Origin of the sequence: Gardnerella sp. KA01002 (genome assembly GCF_049244015.1) — a bacterium.
GTDB classification, from domain to species: Bacteria; Actinomycetota; Actinomycetes; order Actinomycetales; family Bifidobacteriaceae; genus Bifidobacterium; species Bifidobacterium vaginale.
Genome location: NZ_CP058365.1, coordinates 456,899 through 483,814, shown reverse-complemented (window position 1 = coordinate 483,814; position 26,916 = coordinate 456,899). Strand labels below are relative to the sequence as shown.

Genomic DNA, 26,916 nt, shown 5'->3' with positions numbered 1-26,916 from the left:
CAACCTCATTTCCTTACCCTAAAACACAAGGCAACAGCGCTATGTATTCCACCAACACACATTTTGCACACTCTAATACACGCCAGCTTTGCGGTCATTGCGTGAACCAGCATCATGCATATTCATTGCACAAACACTAAAAGCACACCGTGCGCGTTGCCATACGATTTTACTAGTACGCATGTATAAAATACATTATAAACCGCTTTTTAATGCGGTAAAGCTAGCATGCAAATATTGACAATACAAAAGTCAAAGCACCAAGCATTGCTAAAGATACGCATATTGGAAAAGCATTAGCATAATTCCCACATATAACCGCATATGCTAGCGAATACGCTTTTTTAATAAACATGTAGGTAAGCAATAATAACAAAATGCAGCAAACAATAAACACACCCTGATTAAACAAGAAGCAATTTATTCTGAAAGCATTTTTATTCAATCTGGCTACATTCCAAATTATTGTCATAAACTTAGCAAAAAATATATTAAGAAAAACATAAACACACTGCAGAAGTGTAAACATAATTACAACAGAAACGAATATAATTCGCCCTATATTCTCCCCAACAATTGACATTGCTGTAAATTTTGCGTGTTTTGTATCACTTTCTATATCCCTCAAATTGTTAATCATCATAAGACAAGCAGAGAACCCGCCTGGAATGATGGACAATAACACACAAAACACAATTTGTGGAACGCTTGCCGTTGTTATTGATTCTTTAGGAAAACCACTTCCAAAACTAAGAGCACACAATGTTCCTAGAAAAGCAACAGGTCCAAAGAACAAAAACGCACTAAATTCTCCCCAACCACGGTAACCGTAAGGATGCGATCCTCCCGCATAAAACCACGCTCCCATAAGACAAACTAGTCCAAGAAGAATAAATATCCAAATTCCACTTCTAACAGTAATGATTAACCCAAAAACACATGATACTAAGGCAGATATGCAAACAGCATACAAAACTGATTTTGGTTTAATACCAGCGTCTGCAAGTCTCCAAGACACATCACACAATGTTTTATCGCCTAAATCTCTATTAGATCTTTGATCATCTAATCCGCGCAAACCATCACAATAATCATTCGCATAGTTCACTGAAATCTGCATAAAAGCAGCAACACCTATACACAATAGTGATTGAATAACAAAATTTTCAATATTATAAGGTTTTACAAGTATTTGACCACTGAATAAATATCTTGCAAAAATCGAAATCGCCATAATAACTGGCACTATTCCGATTGGAAGAGTATAAAGTCTTGCACCTTTAAGCCAAACCTTTAAATTATTCATCAAAAATCGCCTAGATTCTAGAATTTTTTAACTTATTCTAGATTAGTTTAAACTATTTTAAATAATTTGTGGAGCTAATATAGACACAACTATAGGCAAAGCAATCATAATCGCAGATATTACAATAAGAACAAGCCCACGCCATCCAAAAGTGTACTTTTTATAAGATGACTTACGAGTGCGCAAATAGAATCCACGTTCTTCCGCAGCCAAAGCACAACTATCGGCTTTACGAACAGACAAAACCAAAAGAGGCACAATCAAAGGCATCATCAGCTTAATCTTTTTAAAAGGATTCTTAGTATCGAACTCAACTCCTCTTGCCATTTGAGCTTCCGTAATCTGAGACATTTCGTACGCAAAAATAGGAACAAAACGCACAGCTGTAGTAATAGTAAAAACATAACAGTAAGGAACATGTAGATATTGAACAACAGCATTAGCTAAATCGTTCAATTTTGTAATGCTAAGAACGCTAACAAGAGGCAAAGCAAAACAGAATAGTCTCAAAGATGCTCTTACAGCAACAGAAATTCCTCTTGATGTAAACCACAAGAACATATAATTTCCACCCTGAGCAATAATCGTTTGCAAAAAGAACATTACAACGCCGAGAATAAGCATTGCGCGCACAAGAGGAAACAGAGTTTTAAGAATCCCAGCCATAGCCATAGCAACAAGAATCAATACTGCAATAGTTACAAGAACGCTAAATTGTTGAGCTATAAAAGCAGACACAACAACGCTTATAGCTAATATAAGTTTTGCAATAGGATTTGCCTTGTGCAAGAAAGTTGAACCAGCATTATAAGTAAGAATCTTAGTTTGCATAAAAATCACCCATTTGTTTTACAAATTGCAACTCTTTTTAAGAGCATTAACCAACATATCTCTCTTATACAATCCTTTACACTTAGCAAAACCATTTTTAACTAAGCCCTGAGATACAGCGCACAAAAGAGGAGCACATAAAGCAGCTTCATCGCAAATACTCTTATTCTCAAACACATGGCTTATGCTTCCGTCTTCAAGAATATGTCCATCATTTACTACGATTAAACGCGTTGCAAAATCAAGAACCACTTCCATATCGTGGCAAACCATTATCACGCAACAACCATGGTCTCTAAGGTCTTCTACAACTTGCATGATTCTCAAGCATTCCATGTAATCCAGTCCGCAAGTAGGCTCATCTAACACAAGAATCTTAGGTTTAGTTACAACAGTTGCAGCCAAAGCAACCATCTGACGCTGACCTCTAGAAAGCATAAAAGGGCTAGCATTAGGATCTAAATTAAGCTTTTCAATCACTTGCATAGCATGATCATTAGCTTCTTTAACAGACTCACCTAAAAGAATACAACTAAACGCTACTTCTTCTAAAATAGTATCTTTACAAAGCTGACGATCTGGATTCTGGAAAAGAGTCGAAACATAGTGGGCAATTTGGCTTATTTTCATGTTGCTAGTATTTTTGCCATCAATAAAAATACTTCCACTATTTGGCTTAAGCAAACCGTTTATTATCTTAGTAACAGTTGTTTTTCCAGCACCATTTCTTCCAACAAGAGTTACAAGCTCCCCAGGATAAGCGTCAAAAGACACGTTTTCTAAAGCACTAACACCACTCGGATATGAAAAACTAACATTTTGCAAAGAAAGACATGGTGAAGAATTTTGTGCTAAGTTTTGCGATGCATTGGAAAAGTCGAAAGCAGCCGCACATTTATCTTCATCACATTCACTATGTGAATCATCATGTGAAACTAAAGAATTTCCACTATTAATCGTATTAACAATAGTATTTACTGTATCTTCTACAGACACAGGCAAATCGCTTTTAGAGCAAACACTCTCACGCTGTAAATCATTAACCAAATGTGTAGTGCGCGGATAATTTATTCCAATAGAATAAAGCAAATCCATATTTTTTAGCGCTTGTCCAACAGGCAAATCCAGTGATAAAGTGCCATTAGAAAGCACAACCAAACGCTTGCAATACTCGCTTAAAAGCGCCACTTTCTGCTCAATTACAACAACCGTTATTCCAAAATTCTTATTCAAATCTTTAAGAATCGAAAAAATCATTTTAGAAGAAACAGGGTCTAAAGCGCACGTAGGCTCATCTAACACCATAACTTTAGGTTTTAGCGCAAGAATAGCAGCAATCGCAACTTTCTGCTTTTGACCTCCAGAAAGAGTGTCTAAATCGCGGTTGCGCAAATCACTAATGCCAACAATTTGTAAAGCTTCATCGATTCGATTCGGTATTTCATTGTGTGCAACACCAAAGTTTTCTAGACCAAAAAGAATCTCATCTTCTACGTTTGCAGCCACCATTTGCGCATCAATATCTTGGATAACTGATCCAATTAAGCAGGCTATATTAGTTAAAGCAAGATTTTTAGTTTCTTGACCTGCAATCTTAACGATTCCAGAAAGTTCTCCAGAATAATGATGAGGAATAGCACCAGAGAAAATAGAGGCAAGAGTTGTTTTACCAGATCCAGATGGTCCAATAATTCCAACAAATTCGCCAGCTTCAATACTAAGGCTTATATTGTTCAAGGCAAAAGTGGAATCTTGTGCCTTTGCAGAGTCTAAAGAATCATCCTTATTATGATTCAAATATTTAAAAGATACTTCCCTAAGCTCAAGCAAAGACACAACAATTCCTAACTCTTAAAAACCCAACAATACTATGAACATTACTTATTGATTACTCTCTGACGATTATATGACTTACTGAATATCATCTAAAATAAATTCAAATACTTACTTGTGTAGAACGAGTCGAATTGGAGTGTAAAGAACTTCAACAACAACAGCATTAAACACAGCAGTTCCCAAAATGATTGGAAGCATAACAAGAATCGTCTTAGGAGAATGAAGAACAAAGAAAGATGCAGTAGATGCAAATATTAAACCAGAAACAACTGTGGTTATAAAAGTTGCTATAAGTGGGAAAATACTGAACTTTCTAGCAGCATCCTTAGGGAAAACGCGGACATAAGCCATAATCATCAAAGTCATAACAATTGCTGCTGGAATATCGCAAACATAATTAAGACCAGGAATAGATGCGTTAAATTGCATTAAAGTTGCAGCCAAAGCACCAATAATCGCACCCTGAATAACATTTGGACGAACCAACAAAATCGCAAGGCAGAATGATGCGATTAAGAAGTTTGGTTTAATATTTCCAATTGAAAGCGCTTTTGCAACTGTAAAGTCAAGAATGCATCCTGCTGCAAAAAGAACAGCCACCAACACTAAAGAAGTAATATCTAAAGCGTGCTTTTTAATACTTACAGCATTAAGCATATTACCTTCATGTTCGTTAATTTCCTGATTCATAATCTTCTCCTTTAAGTTGCGATAATCAAGTTTTAATTATCGACTTTTGTTATTTATATATGTTTTGATATTTATTTATATTGATTTAAATTAATTTGTTTAATTATTTTTCAATTCTGATTTACTTGTGTAGAACGAGTCGAATTGGAGTGTAAAGAACTTCAACAACAACAGCATTAAACACAGCAGTACCCAAAATGATTGGAAGCATAACAAGAACAGTGTTTGGAGAGTGAAGAATAAAGAAAGATGCGATTGTTGCAAAAATCATTCCAGAAATAACAGTTGCAATAAAGGAAGAAATTAATGGGAAAATACTGAACTTTCTAGCAGCATCCTTAGGAAAAGCCTTTAAATAACCCATCAACATCAAAGTCATAATAATTGCTGCTGGAATATCGCAAGCGTATTCAAGACCAGGAATTGAAGTGTTAAATTGAATTAAAGTCGCAGCCAAAGCACCAATAATCGCACCCTGAATAACATTTGGACGAACCAACAAAATCGCAAGGCAGAACGATGCAATTACAAACTCTGGCTGAATATTTCCAATCGAAAGCGCTTTTGCAACTGTAAAGTCAAGAATACATCCTGCTGCAAAAAGAACAGCCACCAACACCAAAGACGTAATATCTAAAGCATGCTTTTTAACATTTACACCTTTAAGTAAATCCGAAGCCTGATTAACACTAGATTCAGCAGAAGTAAATGAGGTTTCCTGCTTAGTTTCATTAATTTCCTGAGCCATGATTTTCTCCTTTTATGTAGATTTTTATGTTGATTGTTTTAAACAATTTTTTAATTGTTTTTTATGTTTATAGATTTGTTTTAGACGTAAAATTAATCCAAATAGATTTGGCTTTCTGGAGATATAAAAAAGACCTCCAGGTTTACCCTAGAGGTCTTTTACAAGCCTAAACAAGCAGCTTCTAAAGCTTTAGAGTAAACTACGCCAAAGAGAAGTCTGCCACCACCACATACGAGCAGCATCAAAAGTATCGCGAGCTTGAGCATTCATGTTACGCATGATAGCCGCCTCCTTAATACTTAGCTGCAAAGCTAAACGCTTAATGTGGTCAATCACAAATCCAAAATCGTAAATCGTAAAATTTACGATATCCGTTTGTGTTGTGTTTGATGCTAACACTATAAAAGTACAAATGCAAACAAAAATAAAAAATTAATGGAAAAATTTTATAAAATCCAAAACAATAATCTTCAATCATCCCCGAAATTTCAAGCGAAACAACGCAAAACGCGCGAAATAAAATATTACATAGCCAAACGTCATACACAAACGATATAGTCAAAGTCGGTTCGGGGTGCGTAAAAACGCTGAGATTACACCCGTTAAACCTGATCTAGGTAGTGCTAGCGAAGGGAAAATCATGGAAGAATTAAACGAATCAAATGCAAATATAGATACAAATATAGATACAAGTTTTAGCGTTCGCGCAAGAAGACGAATGTTTCTAAATGACGTTAGATCATGCATAGAAAGAGTGAGAGCAAAGAAGCCACTAACTCATTGCATAACAAACAATATTGTTCAAGAAATAACAGCAAATGTACTACTTTCCGCAGGAGCTACGCCAATAATGGTATGCGACCCAGATGAAGCAGCAGGCATTGCAAAAATAGCGTCAGGCGTTCTAGTAAATGTTGGAACATTCGAAGAGATAAAAGGCAAAGCCATACGCAAAGCAATAGAAACTTGCGAAGAAACACAAACTCCTTGGGTACTAGATCCAGTTGGAGTTGGAGTAGACGAATTAACCACTAGAACAAAATTTGTAAGAGAAATAGTAAAACGAAACCCAACAGTAATACGAGCGAACGCAAGCGAAATATTAGCTTTAGTTGGGCAAAACAGTCAGATGAAAGGCGTAGATGCGCAAGATCCAGTAAACTCCGCGCTAGAAGCAGCCAAAAAACTGGCAAAAGAATACGGATCTGTAATATCAATATCTGGAGAAAAAGACGCGGTATACGGTCACGGATGCCTAGTGCGAATAACTGGCGGACACAAGGCTATGACAAAAGTTGTAGGAACTGGGTGCGCTCTTGGATCATTAGTGGCGGCATATGTGGGTGCAAACCCAGAGCGCCCAGTGGCAGCAACAGTGGCTGCACACGTGCACGCTGCAGCAGCTGGAACGTTTGCAGCAAGACAAACAACTGCACCAGGAACATTCAAAACACTGTGGATCGACGCATTGCAAACATTAAGTGTAAACAACATGTTTGAACTAACAAACATTGAATTTAGCATAGAACCAACAGATTGGACGCTTTACCTAGTCACAGATCCACGAATGGGAAACCGTAGCGAAGAACAAGTTGCAGTAGAATCCATAGATGGCGGAGTGACAATAGTTCAATTGCGAGATAAATACTCCAACGATACTGAAATATCAGAAAAAGCCATAAAGTTACGCAAAACACTTATAAAAGCAAAACATGGAGATATACCGATTTTCATAGACGATCACGTTGACACCGCAGCAAAACTGGGATTCAACCTGCATATTGGTCAAAAAGACACGCCTTTCGTTACAGCACGTAAATCCATGCCAGCCGAATGGATGATTGGACTTTCTTGCGCAAGAGTAGACCTAATGGAAAAAGCATATAAAGAGTGCAAAGAGAACGATACTCCACTTCCTGATGTTATAGGAATCGGAGCTGCATTTGCCACAAATACTAAGGCGCATGATGTTCCTCCTCTTGGAATTGAAGGCGTAAATGAAGTAGCAAAAGTAGCACACAGCATGGGTGTAAAAACTCTAGCGATTGGTGGAATACACGAAAACACCGTTTTCCCAATCAAAGACCTAAGTATTGACGGAGTATGCACTGTATCTGCGCTCATGTGCGCTGAAGATCCTAAAAAAGTAGCAAGCGACCTTAAAAGCGTAATAACTCGCTAAAGTATGCATTAAAGTCACAAAAATTGGCTAATAGCGTATACTTTCAATCCCTAGCAACGTGTATACTTTCACAAGTTGCGGGCTTGTAGCTCAGTGGATAGAGCGTCTGCCTCCGGAGCAGAAGGTCGTGGGTTCGAATCCCATTAAGCCCACATTGTATGTTAGTATTAATTTCCTCCAAGAAGAGCAAAAGTACCGTAATATACAGCAGCGATTAAAGCGATAGCAGGAATAATTAAGCACCCAATCATAAACACATAATCGCGTTTATTCACATGGCTTATACGTGCATTAGATCTTGGGTTTTCTCCGCCAAATCCACGAGCTTCCATAGCCGTAGCCAAAGTTGTAGATCTTCGAATAGACAGCACCAAAAGAGCAAAAGCTTGAGGCATAAAAGCCTTAATCTTACTATCATCGCCAAGTCCGCGAGAACGCCTAGATGCACTGAGAGCAGCCCAATCATCTTGAAGGACACTAAACAATCGCATACCAGCTAATCCACCGTAAACAAACCTATCTGGCAATTTCATAACTTGACTAAAGGCATCAGCTAAATCAGTTGCATCAATGCCAATAACAGTAACAATAGCTGGAACACCGATAGCTAAAATTCTGATGAATGTTGCAATTGCAAGAGTTGTGGAATGATCACTTACATGAATAATTCCCCAATCAAACCATGTTGCTCCACCTGATTTACCATACAACCACACTGCTAATGCAGATCCAGGAGCACCAACCCATACAGGCCAAGAAAGTTTAATAACTCGCAAAGGGTTCATTTTAACAACCCAAAGAATCACAAACTCCAAAACCAGAGCTATTGTTGCAGAAAGCCAGTCGAGAGTAAACAAAAGCGGAACCGAAAGTAGGAAAGCTCCAAGCATCCTATACACAGGATTCAAAGATGCCAAGAATGGAGAATAACTTGATGCGCGAGCTGCCTCATCACGATGGTTCACATCGCTAACTTCTATTCGAGATATATTCGTTGCATCTGTTGACGAAGATAATGCTAAATATTCTTGTGAATTATCTACATTTTCAGACTCATAAGATTCGTTATTAGTGGAATCCACATTAGTTTTAAGTTCCACTAAACGCGCTCCAAGCGCATCTACTAACTCTCTATCATGAGTAACAACAATAACACTAACGCCATCTGCGCGAAGGCTTGCAATGAGTTTTATAATTTGTAACCAAGTTTTACGATCCTGTCCAAAAGTCGGTTCATCTAAAATTAAAACTCTTGGAGCTGCAGCCAAAGATGCAGCAACAGTAAGTCTACGCTTTTCACCTCCAGATAAAGTGTATGGGTTTGCGTTAGAATATCTAGATAGGCGGAATCTATCTAATAAAGACTCTGCTTTAGTTTTAGCGTATTCTTCACTCATTCCAGTTCTAATAGGACCCAGCATAACTTCTTCAAGAACAGTTCCACACGCAAACTGATGTTCTGGATTCTGGAAAACGTATGAAATTCTTTTAGCAAGATCAGTAGACTTCCATTTCATAGGATCGGTGCCACCAGCGCCTTCGCAAAGATCCTCACTAGCTACAACCTGACCTTCTAAAGCTGGAATTAATCCTGCCAAAGTTAGAGATAAAGTGGATTTTCCAGCACCGTTTGCTCCAACTAATGCTGTGATTTGTCCAGAATTAAATTTCAAATTTATATTTTTTGCTATTGGAGTACTCGTATGACTAATCGCAAGGTTTTCTGTTGATAGAACTACTCTTCCATCACCTTTTGCTGGATCGCAATCTGGTTCACATTCAACATAAATCCTACCAATTCTGCGATCTTGCGGATCTTTATACTTGTCAGGAAGCCAAATCCCAAGGTTTTCAAAATCAAGATCGCTTCTACTGAACACTTCGTCTGGAGTTCCATCTGCAACAATAACTGTTTGCGCAAACTCGTCTCGCGCAATATCATCATCGTGAACATAATTATTCTCTTCAGTATTGTTCACAGAATTATCAAGACCAAGAACCACTACTCTATCAATCAAATCAATCCAAGGCTGCGCATGATGTTCTACAAGAACCATTGTTGCATTGGTATCGTCTAAAACTTTACCAACAGCTTTTACAATCTGATTAACACCATCTGGATCTAGATTCGCAGTAGGCTCATCTAAAAGAAGCACACTTGGCTTCATAGCCAATGCTCCAGCCAATGCCAGACGCTGCATTTGACCACCACTTAAATGGGCGGTAGAACGGTGTAACTGTAATCCTTCTAAACCTACTTCTTCAAGACTTTTATTAACAAGATCCCATATTTCTTTACGAGGAACATTCATATTTTCAGGACCGAAGGCGACGTTATCCCCTAAACGCTGAAAAATAGCTTGAGCCTCTGGATCTTGTAACACTAATCCTACTCGCCCACGCGCTTTATGAACTGGTAAATCATCTACGAATACTGAGCCTTCGCTTACACCGCCATCTTCATCTTCTACTAAAACATTCTTCTTCGAATCAGGCTTTGAATTATTTGAGCTAGATTTAACAATATCACTACCAATCAGCCCAGCAGCACCTTCAAGAATTGTGGATTTGCCTATGCCCGATGCACCAAGCAACAAAACTCTTTGCCCTGCTTCAATTGTTAGGTTCAACCCGCGTACAGCAAAATGTTTGCGAGAAGCATGACGATAACCCCAATTATCAAAACGTAGCTGAGCATTGCAGCTAGCCGATGGAAGGAATGTTTCGGCATCCTGCGTATTAGTTTTGTTCAAAACTGGCGTTTCAAATGCATCGGGCATAGCAAAATCCTTTATGGCAATGATTTTTATTTAATTATTTTCTATCTATTTTTTAATTTTTTCTTTTAGAATCATTTAGATCTGCTACGGACTTTTTAACGACCTAAAAATCCTAAAATGTCTTTATTACAAACACGTTTTTGACTTATCCTAATAACAAAACGTCATATCAGTGATTTACATCGCTGATTGCATTGCAATAAGACATTTTCTTTCGACATAGATATGTGCCTTACTGTTCTTTCACTACGACTTATGCGTTGGCTTAAATCGTAGGTCACCATTAAGGCACGGGAAAAACAGATCTCCGTGCGCCAGCATTACCTGGATCCACGTTCAAGCGGTTTCTCTCAGCTTTACAAATTAATGCAAAGCACCCGTGTCGTGTGAAGATTTTACGTCATTGCGTAGACTCGTATACAAACGCTAAAATTTTATATAGCGATTGTATACGAGTTGTTAAGTTTACTTAGTTAGACGATCTAAAAGCAAAGCTTCAGTTACGATATTCGATTTCAAGCCAGAAAGAGAAATCGACTCGTTAGGACTATGCGCATTAGACTTTGGATCTTCAGGTCCAGTCACCAAAACCTGAGCTTTAGGGAAAATTCGTTGCAATTCTGGAATAAATGGAATCGAACCACCTTCGCCCTTGTTAATAGGATCCACGCCAAAAGCATCCTTCATAGAAGCTAAAGCGTCCTTAGTTGCTACAGCATCAGGATCCATAGCCCAACCCATACCATTGTCAACTGGCTCTACAGTAACTTGCGCACCGAATGGGGCGTTTGCGGCCAAAAAGTCGCTCAAAGCTTTTTGCGCTTCTTCTGGACGCTGGCAAGGCGCAGTTCTAAGCGAAAGTCGCAAACGCGTTTCGTGAGCAATCACATTAAAGCTTTCCTCTACTGGATGAGCATCCATACCAATAACAGTCAAGCTAGGCTTAGTCCACATACGAGCAGCAAGGGAACCAGTACCAGCAAGCTTGTAAGAATCCACTACTGAAGAATCTGCGCGAACTTGAGCCTCATCCAAATCACGTTGCAAACCGCCAACAGGCTCTTGCGATTCAATTCCAGGAACGGCCAAATCACCTTCCTTGTTATAAAGAGAAGCAATAAGCATTGAAGCAAGCGTGTATGCGTCTAAAATTGGTCCGCCAAACTGTCCAGAATGAACCTGATGTCCAAGAACTTTCACTTTAACGTCTACAGTAGTGTTTCCGCGCAAACTAGTCGTAAGACTTGGAACATCCGCAGACCAATTTCCAGAGTCGGCAACAATAATAACGTCTGATTCAAACTCATCTTTATGAGCTTCGATGAATGGAATGAAACTTGGAGAGCCCATTTCCTCTTCACCTTCAATAAATACCTTAATATTTACGCCTAAATCTTCGCTTAAAGCGCGCAAAGCACCGTAGTGAATTGCAATTCCGCCGCCATCATCAGCACTACCGCGGCCATACAAGCGACCATCTACTTCAGTTCCTTTGAAAGGATCAGTATTCCATTCGCTTGCATCTGGAACAGGCTGAACATCGTGATGAGCGTAAAGCAAAACAGTTGGAGCGCTAGGATCCACAATACGAGATCCAACTACTTCAAAAGCTCCAGGAGTACCATCCGGATTCTGAGACTGCTCAACGCGAGCATCTACACCCACTTCGCGCAAAACTTCAGCCACATACTCAGCCGAAGCACGCATATGATCTCCAGTAATGCCTTTAGCAGAAACAGCTCCTAAAGAGATCTTCTTATTTAATACGCTAATAACGTCTTCCCAAGCGTTTTGCACGCGCGAACGCACATCAGCAACCTCTAAACTAGCCATAAGTCCTCCAAAAAACAGTAGATTAGTAAAAACATTAGTTGAATTACTACTATCAGACTATTCATAACCAACGAAATTGCTCATAACGCGTCTAGTCTGTTGGGTAATCTGCAAACATGACATGGAATCCATTCGTAAAAAAATCTGCTGATAATGGTGCACAAAATGGCAATCAATCAGCGACTAATGAAAATAGTGAAAATAAAATAGAAGATAAGGCAAAGACTCGCACAAAAAACGCTCCAACGCCGAAGCAAAGCGAAGCTACAGCGCAGAATCTTAGACCGTTAGTTCCAACGGATAGAAAAGCAAGCGCAAAGGCTGCGCGAGCCAGATTGCGCGAAAAAGAAAATGCTCAATACGATGCGATGAAAAATGGAGACTTAGCTCATATGCCAAAGTCAGAGCAGCTTCCATGGAGAGTTTATATTAGAGATTATGTAGATGCGCGTTTCAATATTGGCGAATTTTTTGTGCCGTTTGCAATCGTTATTATGCTCTGCATATTCTTAACTCAAAACTTCTTATCCACTAAGTATATTGCTCTATATTTTGCTCTTGCGATTGTTCTTTACGCATATCTTTTTGCTGCAATTATTGACGTTATAATAATGTGGCGCAAGCTTCGTAAAGAGCTTGTTAAGCGATACGGCGAAGTTTCTGTTGGCAAAAGCTCTAGATCTGCTATGTATGCTTGCAGTCGAGCAATACAAATGCGCAGATGGAGACTCCCAAAGCCAAGTACACCAAAGCGCGGTAATTGGCCTAAATAAATCGCTAGTATACTAACAAAGCTATGATTTATAGCATAAGCGTGTTTAGGGTATGATTACTAAGCAATAAAGCAACAAAATACAAAGCAATAAAACGCTAATATTATGTATTAGGGGATAAACGCAAATGGCAAACGATAAACCAAAAGGCATTAAGAAGCCAGGCATGATTTCACAAATTATGCGTATCTACAAGTACACGCATACAGACGATAAGCAGCTTCCACTTTGGCTTGGCTTAGCTTTTGTAGCTCCTGTTGTGCTGTGCATTGTAGCTGGTGTTATTCTTAGATGGTCCATTTTGACTTGGATTATGATGGTAATAACAGCACTTATGCTGGGTCTTTTACTGTTTACTGTTGTTCTCACTAAACGCGCAGATAAGGTTGGCTATGCAAGACTAGAAGGAAAGCCTGGAGCTGCGGCTGGCATTGTATCTGCTATTAACAAAGGCGGATTTACTTTCCCTCAACAACCTGTGTGGGTTGATCCTCGCACAAAAGATGCTATTTGGAGAGGAACTGGTTTTAACGGAATCTTCCTTGTTGGCGAAGGTAACTATGAGCGTTTAAGCCAAGCTATGAATCGCCAAGAGCACGCGATTAAAAGTGTTACAGCAGGATCTAATATTCCTGTTTACCGCATTTGCGTCGGTAATGGTGAAAATCAAGTTAAACTTAGGGATCTAAGAAGTAAGGTTTTAAAAGCTAAAACTTTAATGCCTACAAATCACAAGTTTGCTTTGTTTAAGATGATTCACCCTAATCGTCGCTTCTTCCTCACTAAAACTGAGCTTGCAATTTTGAATGATCGTTTGCGTACGCTACAGGGCAAATCTGGGTTCGGTATTCCAAAAGGAATTGACCCAACTCATGCTCCTCGAGTAAGTCGCAGAGCTTTAAGAGGAAAATAAATCGTAGGTTTTATTTAAATAAAAGGCATAAAAATAAACCAGACGTTCCAATTGGTTCGTCTGGTTTTAATATATTTTAAGCGACTTTATATGACTTTACGCAATTATTATTCGCGCGTTATCTGCGACTCTACCCAATCCACAATGTAAGGAGCACACTCCTCCACTTGATCCATTGCAATCTCAAACTCTTTAGGACCTCCGTACCATGGGTCCGCCAAATCCAAAACAGCTTCGCGACCAACTTGTGGCTTTTCTAAAGACGGATCAAAAGACCTATACATGTGAACAAGACTACGCTTTTGTGGCGGAATAATCCTGAGCAAAGATTGCATATGCGAAGCAGTCATTGGAAGAAAAAGATTCGTCTCTTCTATTTCATCTCGCTCAATCCTATGCGCAAAATGGCTTAACGGCAAAGAATAACCCCTACTTTTAAGCTCTCTTTGCGCACGTCTATCAATCGGATTTCCGTATTCTTCGTCACTTACGCCACATGATTTTACAGCAACAACATCGCTTAATCCTCTAAGCTTAAACTCGTTACGCAAAACAATTTCTGCCATTGGCGATCTGCAAATATTCCCTGTACAAACCGTCATAACAACATACGGATGCTTAGCATCTACGTGAATTTTGTTTAAAGATTCCATACATATCCTTAATCTAGCTTATTTTTTAGCTTTAATTGGCTTATATACCATAAACTTGTATTTTGCGTCGAATTGTTTTGCACCAACTTTTATAGGCGATTCCTGCCAATCACCATCACGTGCAACTTTCCACAATCCATCATCTATAAGTTTCTGAATGTTAGGAGCAAACGTATCAGCTTCTACTCTAGTGTCAATTTGAGTTACATATGCAGCGTCAACAATTTGCGACTCAATCACTTCTCTAAAAATTGCTCCGCCACCAATAATCCAAACTGCGCTACCATCTTTAGGCAAATCTGAAGAATCTACATGCTCAATAGGATTATCTTCAATCCATTTTTTTGCGTAACATATTGCTTCTTCAATGCTTGTAAAACTTTTTGCACCATCTGAATTAAAATCTGGATTCCTAGAAACAACGATATTTTCTCGCCCAGGAAGAGGACGGAACTTTTCTGGCATAGAATCCCAAGTTCCCCTACCCATTATTACTGGGCAAGAAATTGTCATGGCTTTAAAATAGCGCAAATCTGGGGAAAGTCTCCATGGCATACCACCATTTACACCCATTGCGCCTACGCGGCCTTCCAAATCGTATGCTTGCCCCCAAATTAAACGCACAGGAATATCGTTTGCCATAAAACTCCTAGTCAAAAACTCAAACTAATAAGCAACTAATAAATAAGATCACACAGCTACAGGAGCTTTAATCGTAGGATGATGCTTATAATCAACAACCTTAAAATCACTATAGTCGTAGCTAAAAATTGAATCAGCTTTACGAATCTCAAGCTGCGGATACGGGTACGGCTCACGCGAAAGCTGCTCAAGCACTTGCTCTACGTGATTATCGTAAATATGGCAATCGCCACCTGTCCACACGAACTCTCCTGGTTCCAATCTTGCTTGCTGAGCCATCATCATTGTTAAAAGCGAGTAAGAAGCAATGTTGAATGGCACGCCAAGGAACATATCGCAAGAACGCTGGTAAAGCTGGCAAGAAAGCTTGCCGTCAGCAACATAGAACTGGAAAAGCGAGTGACAAGGCGGCAAAGCCATATTCTCTACTTCTGCAGGATTCCAAGCACTGACAATCATTCGACGAGAATCTGGATGATTTTTAATAAGCTCCATAACGTTTGCAATCTGGTCGATTGTTCGATTAGGATTTTCTTGCGTAGGCGCTGGCCAACTACGCCACTGAACGCCGTAAACAGGACCTAAATCGCCATTTTCATCTGCCCACTCATCCCAAATATGCACACCGTTTTCTTGCAACCAGCGCACATTACTAGAACCTTTAAGGAACCAAAGAAGCTCATATGCAAGTCCCTTAAAGAACACTGTTTTTGTGGTTATAAGCGGAAAACTCTTGCTTAAGTCAAATCGAATTTGTTGACCAAAAAGAGATATTGTTCCAGTACCAGTGCGATCCGATTTTAAAGTACCTTCCATAAGTATTTTTCTAACCAAATCCTCATAAGGTGTAGGAATATCGGAAGTAGGTTTCTGTGGTACGCGAGAGCGGATATCCGCAAGTTCTTCTTGAGTTAAAGCCATGAGATTATTTTATCATTAGCTAAATTCAACACCACCAAAAGTAAATATAAGAAATATAAGAACAAGAATCAAACTGAAATCAAAGCATGCTAGTTATAATAGGTTTGTCTTAAAAAATAAAAGTTAAAAACAAATAGACATAAGCACAAACATAATCACAATGTGTTAATGTATAAAAATGCAAAGGAGCAAAAATGACTAGAAGAATATGGGTTGAACGTTTAGAAGACGGGTCTTGGCAAGCACAAAGTGATGATGGTGCAACACTAAAATTTGGTAAAGGAGAAGGACAATTTTCACCTGTGGAACTAATGCAAATAGCTCTAGCTGGTTGCACAGCTTTAAGCAGCCAATACGCTGTTGAACATGCGCTCGGAGAAGGAAAAGGCGCTCGAGTTCTTGTAAATGGAACTTATGATCCAGAAGAAGGAACTTACTTAAGATTCCAAGAGGATGTAACAGTTGATGCTACAAGCGCAAAACCTGCTTTAAACGATGAAAATGCAAAAGAACTAAAAGAACGCATGGAAAGACATATCAACAAGGGTTGCACAGTTAAGCACACTCTTGAACGCGGTGCGCAAGTGCGTGTAACAGTAAATGTAAGACACTAAAAACGCTAAAAATCACAATTTGTGGCGCAATAACTTACACAATGCTACACTTTTAACGTTGTTAGAGCTATTTATGTAACTGGAGGAAACTTTGAAAATCGCGATTTTTACAGAAACATATCCACCATACATAAATGGCGTAGCAACACAATCCTACATGCTTAAAAAAATGTACGAGGAACTTGGACACGAGGTTCTTGTTGTTACGGTTGGATCTGAAAGACAGCGAAAAACTAAGCTTGTAGACGGAGTTGTATACGTTCCAGGAATACTTCTTAAAAAGCTATACAAGTATAGAGTTGCAATTCCGATTGGAAACATGCGCAAAAAATTCCCTATCAACTTTAAACCAGATGTTATTCATATACAAAATGAGTTTGGTATTGGTGAAATAGGTCTAGAAGTTGCTAAAAAAGAACATGTTCCTGTTATTTATACTCTTCATACAGAGTACGATAAGTTCCTGTTTTATATTGGTCTAAAGCATTTTACAGAGTTTTCTAGGAATATTTCAGCAAAATATTTTACGCGATTTTCTAAAAATGCAACAATTATCACTAGTATGTCCGCTAAGGCTCAAGCTTATATTGATCGTCAAAAAGTCGATAAAAAAGTTGTTGTTCTTAGCAATGCAGTTGAATATAAAAAGTTCTTGCCTACACCAGAGCGAATTGCTTTTAGAAAAGAATTCCGTAAAAAATACGGTATTGCTGATTCCACGAAACTCTTCGTTTTTGTTGGAAGAATCGGAGCAGAAAAGAATATCTCTGAGCTTATTGACAACTTTATGTATTGCGATTTTCCACGCGAATTAGCTAGACTCGTTGTTATTGGCGGAGGACCTGATTTAGAAGACTTGCGTAAGAAAGTAGCTAGCAAAGGATTTGAAGATAGAATCTACCTACTTGGCCCTATTGAACACACGCAGATCCCTAAGTATTTGCACGCTATGGACTACTACACTACCGCTTCCCTATCGGAAATGCATTCACTTTCTATGCTTGAAGCCATGGCATCTGGATTATTTGCTCTCGTAAAGCACGATATCCCTAATGAGAATCAGATTATTAGTGGCAAAAATGGTTATCAGTGGGATTCTAAAGAAGACTTTAAGCAAGTGTTTAGTCACGTTCTTAACATGAGTGAAGAAGAGCAAGCACAACTAAAAGCAAATGTTCTCGAATACTCAAAGAACAATGACTTTAAAAAGCAAGCTCAAGAGCTAATTAAAATTTATAAACTTGCTATTGAAATGAACAATAACGAACTTGCTAAAAAACGCGCTGCTCGCGAAAAAAGACGCGCACGATTTTTACTTAAAAACAAGTAAAAATCAAACTTAAACAAATAAAAAGCACATAGTACATGCCTGGGCTAGCTTTGCAACAAAATAGCGTCCAAAACACTGTTTTAGTGCTTTGGACGCTATTTTCTACTACAAGCTACTTCTCTACTACAAACTACTAGTGAAGCGGATCAATAGTTTGCTCGATTTCTTTAGCAGCTTCCACACCAGCTTTTGGAACATCAACTGTATGAACGCCACTTATAGAATCAATAGCACTAGTATCATTACTTACCTTAGACTGCTGTGCTACTTGAGCAGCGCTTAACTCCACATACTTACGTGGAACCACATACACCGGTCTAGAAGAATGCTGCAACAAACCTTGGCTAATAGAACCAAGAAGCAATCCTGTAAAACCACCACGTCCTCGTGAACCCACAACAACCAAATCATTGTTTAAGCTCGCTTGAGTCAAAGCGTTTACAGCAGAACCTGGAACTACAGAACGATGAATCTTTAGATTTGGCAAACGCTGCAAAATAGGCTTTACTCTCTCATCAAGATCTTCCATATAAGATCCCATAACAGCAGTGTCACCTTCTGCACCCTGAACGCTAGGAACAGCAGAAATCACATCTAATTGTGCATTCCAACTATCAGCCAAATCTGCAGCAATCTCAAGAGCTTTTAATCCCCACTTAGACTCGTCGGAGCCAACAGCAATCTTAGAAATCTTATTATTCAAGTGGATTCGCTGACCATCATCATCCGTATATGGAACAACAACGATTGGGCAATAAGCGTAGGCTGGAAGCGAAGAACTTGTTGTGCCAAGCAAACGCTCAGCCAATCCACCTTTACCTCGGTTACCAATAACAATAAGCTGATAGTTCCTAGAAAGCTCTACAAACACAGAAGAAGGATCGCCAGTAACGATTAACGTTGTTGCATCCACACCCTGTTCTAAAGCTACAGCTTTTGCTTTAGAAAGAATCTCCTGTGCATCTTGATGAGCAACATTATCATCGCCAATCGCAGTATAAGTCGCATCAAAAGATACAGCTGCATAACTAGGTAAAGAATATGCACAAACTATTTGAAGCTGTAATCCAGCATGCTTAGCATAATTAGATGCCCACCATACAGCCTTATAGCTCGCATGAGAACCATCAACACCTACAAGAACAGCTTTTTCTTGTGTAATAACACCTTGTGCCATCTAGATCCTCCTAGCATCGCGCGATTTTTTATTTTCTTAAATACTTTAAATACTAGAATAGCGCGTTTAAGGTAGTCGCGTCTATCGCGACACAACAAACCTAAGGATTAATGGCAAAATTAATTAAAAATAGCCTAAAAACGTATCAAAACTACTAACAAAACTAAAAGTGGTATCCATAAAATCATGAATACCACTCAAAATCAAATTGTCAGAAGATTCTACGAATAGAATAAGATCCCGAAAAAACGTATCTAATAGGATCATACTGAGTTCCAGCGTACTGAGAATTAATAACCATTCCATTGCCAACATAAATAGATGCATGAGCACCATTGGCAATTATGTCACCAGGCTGAGCCTGAGCTAAACTCGGAACAGCCGTACCTACAGTGGCCTGAGCTCCAGAAGTTCTAGGTAAAGAAATACCCATATTGGCAAAAACGTACTGCACAAAACCAGAGCAATCCCAGCCAGCAGGACTTGTACCACCAGAACGATAAGGCACTTTACCTAAAAACTGAGCCGCAAAATTAAGCATCGCCGAAACAGACTGATTATCTGGAGGAGCAACAAAGTACGTCATAGGTCCAACGCCATTACGCGCTCCAGAACGACTTGCAGCATCGTCGAAGCCATCAGCAGAATTATTCTGTGCCTGTTGTTGCTGGCGAGCCTGTTCAAGCGCAAGTTCAGCAGCACTTTTAGTCTGCGGAACATCCAAAGACTCAATACTGCCCCAATGAGAATTAGCATCAACATCGGTAGAAGTGGATTCTGTAAACAAATCACGCTTAACATCAGTAATCTTAGGGAAAGAACGTGTAGATGTAACTGCTGATTCTTCAGCAGAAGCGGAAGCACAAGCAAGCGGAATCATAGCAGCAACCAGCGCTGCAGATACAAAACCTGCAAATACAGAAGAAAAAATCTTATCTCGCTTAATCATCACTAGCGATGTTAGCATGTTAATACTACAAACTAAGACCACAAACAAAATTTGCACGCACTATTTACAGCACAACAATGCACGCCTACACGCATAACAGCCAGAATAGACTAGAAAACCGCAAAACGCAGTAACAGATATCAATATTAAAATGTCAAAATATTAAAATGCAAAATAATCTAGTAATGGATAAATTCAAAAGCTGAAGTTTCATTCGGATTTACAACCCTAGAGAAGGTCCTACCATGAAGCTCCGCACTAGACTCAGATGTTTCAATAGAACCATCAGGATTAATTTTTTCAACAACAGCAACATGACCATAAGTACGATTAACGCCAGCCTGACCGCGACCAAACACCATAATATCGCCAACGTGACGAGGCGTACGATCTACCCAATATCCAAGTTTTCGAGCAGTCAAAGCCCACATCCAGCCGTCTCCCATATTAGAACCAACAGGAAGACCAAGCTGATGCCTACGAATATAAACCCACCAAGTGCACTGGCTAAACTCATATGCATTCCCAGAATCACCAGAACTATGATTTGGATTAAATCCAGCAGGCAAAGAATTAACGTCTGAATCCATTAAAATAGCAACCTGCGGATTATTCGCAGAAGACTTAGACATTTCAGAAACTTTAAAATCTGAATTAGAACCTAAATCCCACTTAGACTCATGAGACGATCTAGTAGAGAAAGCGTTTAAATCAGCTTCGAGACCAGCAACAGCACTGTTGAACTTCAAATATTTATCAGCACGATCTAACTTTTCACGCTGACTAGAACGAGAAGCAGCTTGATCATTAGAATCATTGGAAAAACTAATCTCAGAAGCATATTGCTTTGAAGCAAAAGAACCAAAACCATTAGTCTTGCTCAAAGCCATAGACGTCAATGCAGCACCAACTATAGCTACTAAAGACGTAGAAACAATAATACAATTCTTACGTTCTCTAGATTCGCGAGCTAAACGAATCTCGCGACGAGTACGAGGAGCAGAAGACATTTGCAAACTCTGAGCCACAGATTCGCTCAAACCCACAACTGCACCATTATTCGCACAAACCGCTTCGGTAGAACGCTCAGAAGTAGCACTGGAAATATGAGAAGACGAAAAAAGCATAAAAGGCGAAACGAAACGCCCCTTTGCTTTCTTAGCACCATGTGCACCATGTCTCATAAAAAACCACTCCCGAATTGTTAAAGTATCACGTCAAAACGGCACCTACAAAGCTCAAGACTACAACGTGGTACGGATGTGATAAAAATAGTGTCGAAAAAGAAAATAGCAAAATTTAAACGTATATCATAAACGTATATCATCAAAAAAATATAACCAAAAATTGATATTAGACATCACTAGATGTATGGTTAATCATATGAAGCTAGCACCGATTATTAACCCAGATGCACGCAAAGAGGCACCAAAGCCATTGCGCGTAGACCTGTGCAAAGCATTTATGGCTGGAACAGTTTTATGGCTTATAGCATCAATAATCACTGTTGTGCTCGCAATCTTGCACTTTCTACTATGGTTTTTTGCTATAGTTTGCCTTAGCGGATTCGTAATAGGTATTTTGCTTTTAATCTGGGAACACTTTGACCGTTGGGATTATAGAAGACTAGGAAAGTAAAACGCTTAATACGATTAAGCGAACTATTTTGCATCCGATCTTGAAAGCGGAATCGCAAAATTAACCGTAGTACCTTGCCCTGGTCTACTCCACAATGTAATGCTACCGTGATGAGTAAGAGCCACGTGCTTAGCAATAGCAAGACCTAAACCAACACCATCCTGACTGCCGTCATTCTGGTTATCCGAACGATAAAAACGCTCGAAAATGCGAGGCTGATCACGCAACGCAATACCAGAGCCACAATCAACAACACGAATCACTGCAAACTGAGAGTCATCAGACTTTAACGCTGAAATCGCCACACTGCTATTTGCTGAAGAATAGATAATAGCATTCTCAACAAGTTTACGCACGGCAGCGCTGATTTGTGAAAAACTGCCTAGAACACTAAGCGAAGAATCAGACTTAACGCAAAGACGCACATTTCGGCTCAAAGCAAGATCTGAAACCTGATTCTGAACATCTTTTAACACGTTCAAGACGTTCACAGCACTCGCCTTAGACACATCTATAGGCTTCTGAGCACTCATAAGAAGCAGAAGATCTTCCAACATATGTTCCAAGCGTTTAGAAGACCTCTGAGCTTTTAAAGACACTTCCTTAACACGATTAAGAGCAACATTATTATCCTGCAAAAGTTCTATAAGACTAGAGATCATTCGAGTAGAGCTAATAAGTTGTTGAGAAACATTACTTATAAAATCATCTCTAGTCTGCTCAAAACGATGCGCAGCACTCGTATCATTTAAAATAACAACAACCTTGCCTGCTCCAACACTTCCAACAGTAACATTAAGCCAATTAGGTCTAGAAACTGTAGACGCATCAGACGATTTATCAGTTTTATTCGAGGAAAAGTCGCCAGCAACCGTAGCTGATTTTAATAACACAGCACTGTCACCATCAAAATTACCATTAAAATCAGAGTCTTTACCAATAGTTATATACCGCTCAGGAGTAAAAGTAACTAAATCAAAACTCTCAAAACCGCCAGACTCGCGCACACGATTTACAGAATCCAGAACTCGCGGTTGAACAATAGAATCATCAACAACAACACCAAGCGTATAACTATCAGAACTAGCTCGTAAAACATCATTATCAGCATCGATAACAATAGTCGCAGCAGACAGCATGGATAAAATCGCACACGCATCTGAACTTATATCATCTGAATTATTATCAACTGAATCTTCATCATCTTCATCATCACCAAAATTACGTTTACCTAAAATTTTTAAGATCTTCTTAAAGCTACTACGAAAAATCCTACGCAAACCACCTGCTATAGGATTTACAACAGAACTAAAAAACGGTCTAAAAATACTACGAAATATTGGGAAAAGAGAATCAACAACAAACATAACAACAACAATTGCAACACAAAGCGCAATCAAAGCAAACACTACAAATACAACCAATGGCGAAGATGTAGAATCCTGAAACATACTCTTAAAGAATACTACAATGCTCTCACATTTTAATATTCGACTAACATTCTACAAAAACACAACTAAGCATACGCTTATACGTGCTTTGAATAGTCTATACTTGATTAGGGTTTAGTTTAAAACAAAATAATTTTAAAACAAAAAACGTCAATACACGTTGGCAATATACAACTGCAATATAAGTCAACACAGGCACCAAAAAAGAAAGGACACACCATGCGAGTGATTTTCAACGAAGAAATGAAAGCAGTTGCATCAAACATCGAACGCATGGCTGAGCTTGTTGCAAAAGCAATGAACGATGCTGGAAATGCTTTATTAAATGCTGATTTAGAATCTGCACAAACAGTTATAGACAATGATGCTCAACTAGATTCACTAGAAGCTAGCGTTATAGATCAATGCTTAACATTGCTAGCTAGACAAAATCCTGTTGCAACAGACTTGCGAGAAGTAGTGGCAACCATGCGTTTGGCTGCGACTTTTGAACGCATGGGCGATTTAACAAGTCACGTTGCACAAATCACAAGACGCACATGGCCTGATTCCGCAATACCAAGCCAAGCAAAAGAAACAGTTGAGGCGATGGTTAGCTTCCTTCGTGTTCTTTCTGTGCAACTAACTGACATGCTTTCAAAGCGAGATGTTCAAGTAGCCGATGCAATTATTCACGGCGACGATAAGATGGATAAGCTACATGAAGACATTTTTGCTCTTGTAGAAGGCGAAAATTGGAACGGCACTAGAAAACAGTTGATTGACTTAGTGCTTCTAAGCAGATTCATGGAACGCATAGGCGATCATTCAGTTGCTGCAGCAAGACAAGTAGTATTTATTGTTTCAGGATTTGACCCAACTAAAAAACCAGAACCAGATAAAGACACAGTTGTGGCATAAAAATACAGTTTTTGAATAGAAATTCAAAACAAAAGTATGCTTGTAAAACAAAAGTAGGTCTGCAGATTTAGTTGCAGACCTACTTTTTTAATTTAAACTAATCAGAATCTCACTTCTGACCCTGAGCAGCCACAGCGGCAGCACCAGCAGCAGCAGCTTCTGGATCCAAATACTCACCACGAGGCTTGATTGGCTTAAAGTTCTCATCCAACTCGTAAAGCAGAGGAATAGCGGTTGGAATATTCACCTTGGAAATCTCTTCCTCGCTCAAGTTGTCAAGCATCTTAACGATTGCGCGCAAGCTGTTGCCGTGAGCAGCAATCATCACAGTCTTGCCAGACTTAAGCTCTGGAATAATATCGGACTCCCAGTAAGGAGTTACACGAGTCACAACGTTTGCCAAAGCTTCAGTTTCTGGAACCGGATCGCCTGCGTAACGAGGATCATTCGTCTGAGAATACTCATCGTTTGGATCAATCTCAGGAGGTGGAGTTGCGTAAGAACGACGCCAAATCATGAACTTCTCATCGCCATATTCCTGACGAATCTCAGACTTATTCTTACCTTGCAAAGCACCGTAATGACGCTCGTTCAAACGCCAGCTGCGACGAACTGGAATCCACAGGCGGTCGGCTGCATCAAGCGCGTAATTCGCGGTATTGATAGCGCGACGAAGCAAAGAAGTGAACACGATGTCTGGGAGAACGTTCTTCTCTTTAAGAAGCTCGCCACCATGCTTAGCTTCCTCGACACCCTGCTCAGTCAGCGGTACATCAACCCAACCAGTGAACTGATTGGTCTTATTCCATGCGCTCTGACCATGTCGGAGCAATACTAATTTATATGTCATAGTTACCCAGTCTATTCGTTTCGTAAGACTACTTGCATAAAAGTAAACAAACACGAAAAATTTAATAGAAAAGCCGATGAATGTTTAAACGACATCCAACGGCTTTACAATCTACTAAAATCTATCAATTAGCGAAGAGGCTTAACGAGTGGGAACGTAATCGTCTCGCGAATAGTTGCGCCCGTAAGCGCAATCAGCAAGCGATCAATACCCATTCCCATGCCGCCAGCAGGAGGCATACCGACGCCGAGAGCCTCAATAAAGTCCTCGTCAATATCCATTGCCTCAACATCGCCAGCCAAAGCATCCTTAGCTTGAGCAACAAAGCGCTCGCGCTGCACAACAGGATCGTTAAGCTCGGAGTAGCCGGTTGCAAGCTCAAAGCCACGCACATACAAATCCCACTTTTCAACCATTCCTGGCTTAGTACGGTGACCCTTAACAAGTGGGCTGGTTTCCACTGGGAAGTCGCGCACAAACGTTGGCTCATAAAGCTTATCCTCGTAGAAGTGCTCCCACAAGTGCTCAACCAACTTGCCGTGATTCTCCACTTCGTCGCGCTCAACGCCAAGCTTGTCTGCAATCGCACCCAAATGCTCAACAGAAGTTTCCGGCGTAATCTCCTCGCCCAAAGCCTCAGAAAGCGAGCCGTACATGGTAATCTGCTTCCACTCGCCGCCAAAATCGTACTCTTCGCCGTTAAGCAAAGTCACCTTAGTGGAGCCGAAAGCGTCGACAGCAGCCTTTTGAATCAGCTCTTTAGTAAGAGCTCCAATCGTATCGTAAGTGCCATAAGCTTGGTAAGCTTCGAGCATTGTAAACTCTGGAGCGTGAGTTGCGTCTACGCCTTCGTTTCTAAAATCACGGTTGATTTCAAACACGCGGTCAATGCCACCAACCAAGCAGCGCTTCAAGAAAAGCTCTGGCGCAATACGCAAATAAAGATCAATGTCGAAAGCATTCATGTGAGTTGTGAACGGACGAGCAGCAGCACCGCCGTGAACCGTTTGCAACATTGGTGTTTCGACTTCCAAGAAGTCGTGGCTGTCGAAAGTGCGGCGAAGAGAAGCCACGGCATGCGAACGCCTGCGAACCATATCGCGAATCTTCTCGTCCGCAATCATGCCAATATAAGGCTTGCGCGTACGAGTATCGTCGCTTAATTCCTTATGCAAAGCCGGAAGTGGCTGCAAAGCCTTAGCTGCAATTGCCCACTCAGTTGCGAATACGGAAAGCTCGCCAGTTTTAGAAGAAATAACGCGACCGCGAACATACAAATGGTCGCCCAAATCAACCATCTGCTTGAAGCTCTTAATAGATTCTTCGCCAATTTCCTTCTTGGAAACCATCGCCTGAATCGTAGTGCCGTCACCAGCAGCAAGCTTAACGAAGCACAAGCCACCAGCATTACGCAAGAAAAGCACGCGACCTGCAATACCAACCTCGGTATCAGTTTCTTCGCCAGCTTCAAGCTTGCCATCAAAATCAGCACGAACCTTTTCGATAGTATCCGTAACATTAAGATGCACTGGGTATGGCTGCACACCCTCCTTAAGCATCATCGCGCGCTTAGCAACACGCATCTGCACCTGCTCTGGGTGCGCAAGTGGACCAAACTCTTTATTGCTTGGATCAATTGCTTCGTCAAGAGTAGCACCATCATTTACGCGCTTAGCAATAGCCTCATCTTGAGCGAGCAGCATCTCAGCATGCTCAACGGTGTCAATTTCATTGGCGTTATCTGTTACGTCATTTTCTGCGGCGTTTTGTGCGGCAGACATTGCAGTATTCGTGTCAGTCATAAACGCCAATTGTAGCTACTAGGGAATACAGGTAAGCGAGTCGCAAATGCATTTTATTGTGTTACTAGATCGATTGCGCTAATCATTTTTGCAACAA

At 39.9% G+C, this 26,916-nt stretch carries 23 protein-coding genes, 1 tRNA gene and 1 riboswitch; of the genes, 8 read left to right on the top strand and 16 right to left on the bottom strand.

Annotated elements, in window-relative coordinates; all coding sequences use genetic code 11:
- Positions 1-223: 223 nt before the first annotated feature.
- From menA to HXT60_RS01815, 5 genes are all read right to left on the bottom strand, one after another.
- The gene (menA, locus tag HXT60_RS01835) at positions 224-1,306 is read right to left on the bottom strand and encodes a 1,4-dihydroxy-2-naphthoate octaprenyltransferase (protein WP_004115559.1); all 1,083 of its coding nucleotides are present in this window, start codon (positions 1,304-1,306) and stop codon (positions 224-226) included.
- Positions 1,307-1,363: 57 nt separating this feature from the next.
- Positions 1,364-2,137, bottom strand: a complete 774-nt coding sequence (locus tag HXT60_RS01830) for an energy-coupling factor transporter transmembrane component T family protein (protein ID WP_246979105.1) — start codon at positions 2,135-2,137, stop codon at positions 1,364-1,366.
- An 18-nt stretch (positions 2,138-2,155) separates the two neighbouring features.
- Complete coding sequence (locus tag HXT60_RS01825) at positions 2,156-3,973, bottom strand: ABC transporter ATP-binding protein (RefSeq protein WP_020760174.1); 1,818 nt, start codon at positions 3,971-3,973, stop codon at positions 2,156-2,158.
- Between the two features lie 108 nt (positions 3,974-4,081).
- A complete protein-coding gene (locus HXT60_RS01820) occupies positions 4,082-4,663 on the bottom strand; it encodes a tryptophan transporter (protein ID WP_004115564.1) in 582 nt (193 codons plus the stop codon).
- A gap of 121 nt (positions 4,664-4,784) precedes the next feature.
- Positions 4,785-5,411 carry a hypothetical protein gene (locus HXT60_RS01815; RefSeq protein ID WP_103013111.1) on the bottom strand — a complete coding sequence of 209 codons (627 nt, stop codon included), beginning with the start codon at positions 5,409-5,411 and terminating at the stop codon, positions 4,785-4,787.
- Positions 5,412-5,971: 560 nt separating this feature from the next.
- A riboswitch (TPP riboswitch) is annotated at positions 5,972-6,064 on the top strand.
- Between HXT60_RS01815 and thiM the strand changes: the two genes are divergently transcribed.
- Together thiM and HXT60_RS01805 are read left to right on the top strand one after the other, a co-directional pair.
- Positions 6,052-7,593: a hydroxyethylthiazole kinase gene (thiM, locus tag HXT60_RS01810; RefSeq protein WP_075038535.1), complete on the top strand. Its 1,542-nt coding sequence runs from the start codon at positions 6,052-6,054 to the stop codon at positions 7,591-7,593. (Overlaps the previous riboswitch by 13 nt.)
- 79 nt (positions 7,594-7,672) lie before the next feature.
- Positions 7,673-7,745 (top strand) — tRNA-Arg (locus HXT60_RS01805).
- Positions 7,746-7,760: 15 nt separating this feature from the next.
- On the opposite strand, the gene HXT60_RS01800 is transcribed toward HXT60_RS01805, so the two are convergent.
- Together HXT60_RS01800 and HXT60_RS01795 are read right to left on the bottom strand one after the other, a co-directional pair.
- Entirely contained in the window at positions 7,761-10,373 is a 2,613-nt protein-coding gene (locus HXT60_RS01800; RefSeq protein ID WP_421791260.1) for an ATP-binding cassette domain-containing protein, read from the bottom strand.
- Between the two features lie 465 nt (positions 10,374-10,838).
- On the bottom strand, positions 10,839-12,206 hold the full coding sequence (locus tag HXT60_RS01795) for a dipeptidase (RefSeq protein ID WP_004574952.1): 1,368 nt from the start codon (positions 12,204-12,206) through the stop codon (positions 10,839-10,841).
- Positions 12,207-12,412: 206 nt separating this feature from the next.
- On the opposite strand from HXT60_RS01795, the gene HXT60_RS01790 reads away from it, so the two are divergent.
- Positions 12,413-12,979: a DUF3043 domain-containing protein gene (locus tag HXT60_RS01790; RefSeq protein WP_373271523.1), complete on the top strand. Its 567-nt coding sequence runs from the start codon at positions 12,413-12,415 to the stop codon at positions 12,977-12,979.
- 127 nt (positions 12,980-13,106) lie between these two features.
- On the top strand, positions 13,107-13,892 hold the full coding sequence (locus tag HXT60_RS01785; RefSeq protein WP_101891869.1) for a DUF4191 domain-containing protein: 786 nt from the start codon (positions 13,107-13,109) through the stop codon (positions 13,890-13,892).
- Positions 13,893-13,999: 107 nt separating this feature from the next.
- Here HXT60_RS01785 and HXT60_RS01780 read toward each other — a convergent pair whose 3' ends face one another.
- Genes HXT60_RS01780 through HXT60_RS01770 form a run of 3 tightly spaced genes read right to left on the bottom strand, consistent with a single transcriptional unit; the run spans position 14,000 to position 16,108 of the window.
- Positions 14,000-14,545: a low molecular weight protein-tyrosine-phosphatase gene (locus HXT60_RS01780; protein WP_004112487.1), complete on the bottom strand. Its 546-nt coding sequence runs from the start codon at positions 14,543-14,545 to the stop codon at positions 14,000-14,002.
- 18 nt (positions 14,546-14,563) lie between these two features.
- On the bottom strand, positions 14,564-15,187 hold the full coding sequence (locus tag HXT60_RS01775) for a dihydrofolate reductase (RefSeq protein WP_421791258.1): 624 nt from the start codon (positions 15,185-15,187) through the stop codon (positions 14,564-14,566).
- A 48-nt stretch (positions 15,188-15,235) separates the two neighbouring features.
- Complete coding sequence (locus tag HXT60_RS01770; RefSeq protein WP_102720633.1) at positions 15,236-16,108, bottom strand: thymidylate synthase; 873 nt, start codon at positions 16,106-16,108, stop codon at positions 15,236-15,238.
- Between the two features lie 194 nt (positions 16,109-16,302).
- On the opposite strand from HXT60_RS01770, the gene HXT60_RS01765 reads away from it, so the two are divergent.
- Entirely contained in the window at positions 16,303-16,722 is a 420-nt protein-coding gene (locus tag HXT60_RS01765; RefSeq protein ID WP_004116790.1) for an OsmC family protein, read from the top strand.
- A 91-nt stretch (positions 16,723-16,813) separates the two neighbouring features.
- Positions 16,814-18,052 (top strand): glycosyltransferase, encoded by a 1,239-nt coding sequence (locus tag HXT60_RS01760; protein WP_421791256.1) that lies wholly within the window; start codon positions 16,814-16,816, stop codon positions 18,050-18,052.
- A gap of 133 nt (positions 18,053-18,185) precedes the next feature.
- On the opposite strand, the gene HXT60_RS01755 is transcribed toward HXT60_RS01760, so the two are convergent.
- The 3 genes from HXT60_RS01755 to HXT60_RS01745 all read right to left on the bottom strand — a co-directional run bounded on the left by HXT60_RS01755 (position 18,186) and on the right by HXT60_RS01745 (position 21,362).
- On the bottom strand, positions 18,186-19,229 hold the full coding sequence (locus HXT60_RS01755; protein ID WP_004115580.1) for a universal stress protein: 1,044 nt from the start codon (positions 19,227-19,229) through the stop codon (positions 18,186-18,188).
- A 211-nt stretch (positions 19,230-19,440) separates the two neighbouring features.
- Complete coding sequence (locus HXT60_RS01750; protein ID WP_004116797.1) at positions 19,441-20,196, bottom strand: C40 family peptidase; 756 nt, start codon at positions 20,194-20,196, stop codon at positions 19,441-19,443.
- A 161-nt stretch (positions 20,197-20,357) separates the two neighbouring features.
- Positions 20,358-21,362 (bottom strand): CHAP domain-containing protein, encoded by a 1,005-nt coding sequence (locus tag HXT60_RS01745; protein WP_119675862.1) that lies wholly within the window; start codon positions 21,360-21,362, stop codon positions 20,358-20,360.
- 199 nt (positions 21,363-21,561) lie between these two features.
- Between HXT60_RS01745 and HXT60_RS01740 the strand changes: the two genes are divergently transcribed.
- Positions 21,562-21,816 carry a hypothetical protein gene (locus HXT60_RS01740; RefSeq protein WP_032841421.1) on the top strand — a complete coding sequence of 85 codons (255 nt, stop codon included), beginning with the start codon at positions 21,562-21,564 and terminating at the stop codon, positions 21,814-21,816.
- Positions 21,817-21,839: 23 nt separating this feature from the next.
- Here HXT60_RS01740 and HXT60_RS01735 read toward each other — a convergent pair whose 3' ends face one another.
- The gene (locus tag HXT60_RS01735; RefSeq protein ID WP_415698928.1) at positions 21,840-23,267 is read right to left on the bottom strand and encodes a sensor histidine kinase; all 1,428 of its coding nucleotides are present in this window, start codon (positions 23,265-23,267) and stop codon (positions 21,840-21,842) included.
- A 219-nt stretch (positions 23,268-23,486) separates the two neighbouring features.
- Between HXT60_RS01735 and phoU the strand changes: the two genes are divergently transcribed.
- Positions 23,487-24,167, top strand: a complete 681-nt coding sequence (phoU, locus tag HXT60_RS01730) for a phosphate signaling complex protein PhoU (RefSeq protein ID WP_004112469.1) — start codon at positions 23,487-23,489, stop codon at positions 24,165-24,167.
- A gap of 109 nt (positions 24,168-24,276) precedes the next feature.
- On the opposite strand, the gene HXT60_RS01725 is transcribed toward phoU, so the two are convergent.
- Together HXT60_RS01725 and lysS are read right to left on the bottom strand one after the other, a co-directional pair.
- A complete protein-coding gene (locus HXT60_RS01725; RefSeq protein ID WP_004112459.1) occupies positions 24,277-25,017 on the bottom strand; it encodes a phosphoglyceromutase in 741 nt (246 codons plus the stop codon).
- A gap of 128 nt (positions 25,018-25,145) precedes the next feature.
- Positions 25,146-26,819 (bottom strand): lysine--tRNA ligase, encoded by a 1,674-nt coding sequence (lysS, locus tag HXT60_RS01720; RefSeq protein ID WP_004115592.1) that lies wholly within the window; start codon positions 26,817-26,819, stop codon positions 25,146-25,148.
- Between the last annotated feature and the right edge of the window lie 97 nt (positions 26,820-26,916).

Coding starts and splice junctions, on each gene's coding strand:
- HXT60_RS01755 (WP_004115580.1), bottom strand. CDS start 19,229: ATGGCACAAGGTGTTATTACACAAGAAAAAGCTGTTCTTGTAGGTGTT.
- thiM (WP_075038535.1), top strand. CDS start 6,052: ATGGAAGAATTAAACGAATCAAATGCAAATATAGATACAAATATAGAT.
- HXT60_RS01795 (WP_004574952.1), bottom strand. CDS start 12,206: ATGGCTAGTTTAGAGGTTGCTGATGTGCGTTCGCGCGTGCAAAACGCT.
- HXT60_RS01745 (WP_119675862.1), bottom strand. CDS start 21,362: ATGAGACATGGTGCACATGGTGCTAAGAAAGCAAAGGGGCGTTTCGTT.
- HXT60_RS01725 (WP_004112459.1), bottom strand. CDS start 25,017: ATGACATATAAATTAGTATTGCTCCGACATGGTCAGAGCGCATGGAAT.
- HXT60_RS01770 (WP_102720633.1), bottom strand. CDS start 16,108: ATGGCTTTAACTCAAGAAGAACTTGCGGATATCCGCTCTCGCGTACCA.
- HXT60_RS01830 (WP_246979105.1), bottom strand. CDS start 2,137: ATGCAAACTAAGATTCTTACTTATAATGCTGGTTCAACTTTCTTGCAC.
- HXT60_RS01735 (WP_415698928.1), bottom strand. CDS start 23,267: ATGTTTCAGGATTCTACATCTTCGCCATTGGTTGTATTTGTAGTGTTT.
- HXT60_RS01750 (WP_004116797.1), bottom strand. CDS start 20,196: ATGCTAACATCGCTAGTGATGATTAAGCGAGATAAGATTTTTTCTTCT.
- HXT60_RS01820 (WP_004115564.1), bottom strand. CDS start 4,663: ATGAATCAGGAAATTAACGAACATGAAGGTAATATGCTTAATGCTGTA.
- HXT60_RS01775 (WP_421791258.1), bottom strand. CDS start 15,187: ATGGCAAACGATATTCCTGTGCGTTTAATTTGGGGGCAAGCATACGAT.
- HXT60_RS01740 (WP_032841421.1), top strand. CDS start 21,562: ATGAAGCTAGCACCGATTATTAACCCAGATGCACGCAAAGAGGCACCA.
- HXT60_RS01785 (WP_101891869.1), top strand. CDS start 13,107: ATGGCAAACGATAAACCAAAAGGCATTAAGAAGCCAGGCATGATTTCA.
- phoU (WP_004112469.1), top strand. CDS start 23,487: ATGCGAGTGATTTTCAACGAAGAAATGAAAGCAGTTGCATCAAACATC.
- HXT60_RS01800 (WP_421791260.1), bottom strand. CDS start 10,373: ATGCCCGATGCATTTGAAACGCCAGTTTTGAACAAAACTAATACGCAG.
- HXT60_RS01765 (WP_004116790.1), top strand. CDS start 16,303: ATGACTAGAAGAATATGGGTTGAACGTTTAGAAGACGGGTCTTGGCAA.
- lysS (WP_004115592.1), bottom strand. CDS start 26,819: ATGACTGACACGAATACTGCAATGTCTGCCGCACAAAACGCCGCAGAA.
- menA (WP_004115559.1), bottom strand. CDS start 1,306: ATGAATAATTTAAAGGTTTGGCTTAAAGGTGCAAGACTTTATACTCTT.
- HXT60_RS01815 (WP_103013111.1), bottom strand. CDS start 5,411: ATGGCTCAGGAAATTAATGAAACTAAGCAGGAAACCTCATTTACTTCT.
- HXT60_RS01780 (WP_004112487.1), bottom strand. CDS start 14,545: ATGGAATCTTTAAACAAAATTCACGTAGATGCTAAGCATCCGTATGTT.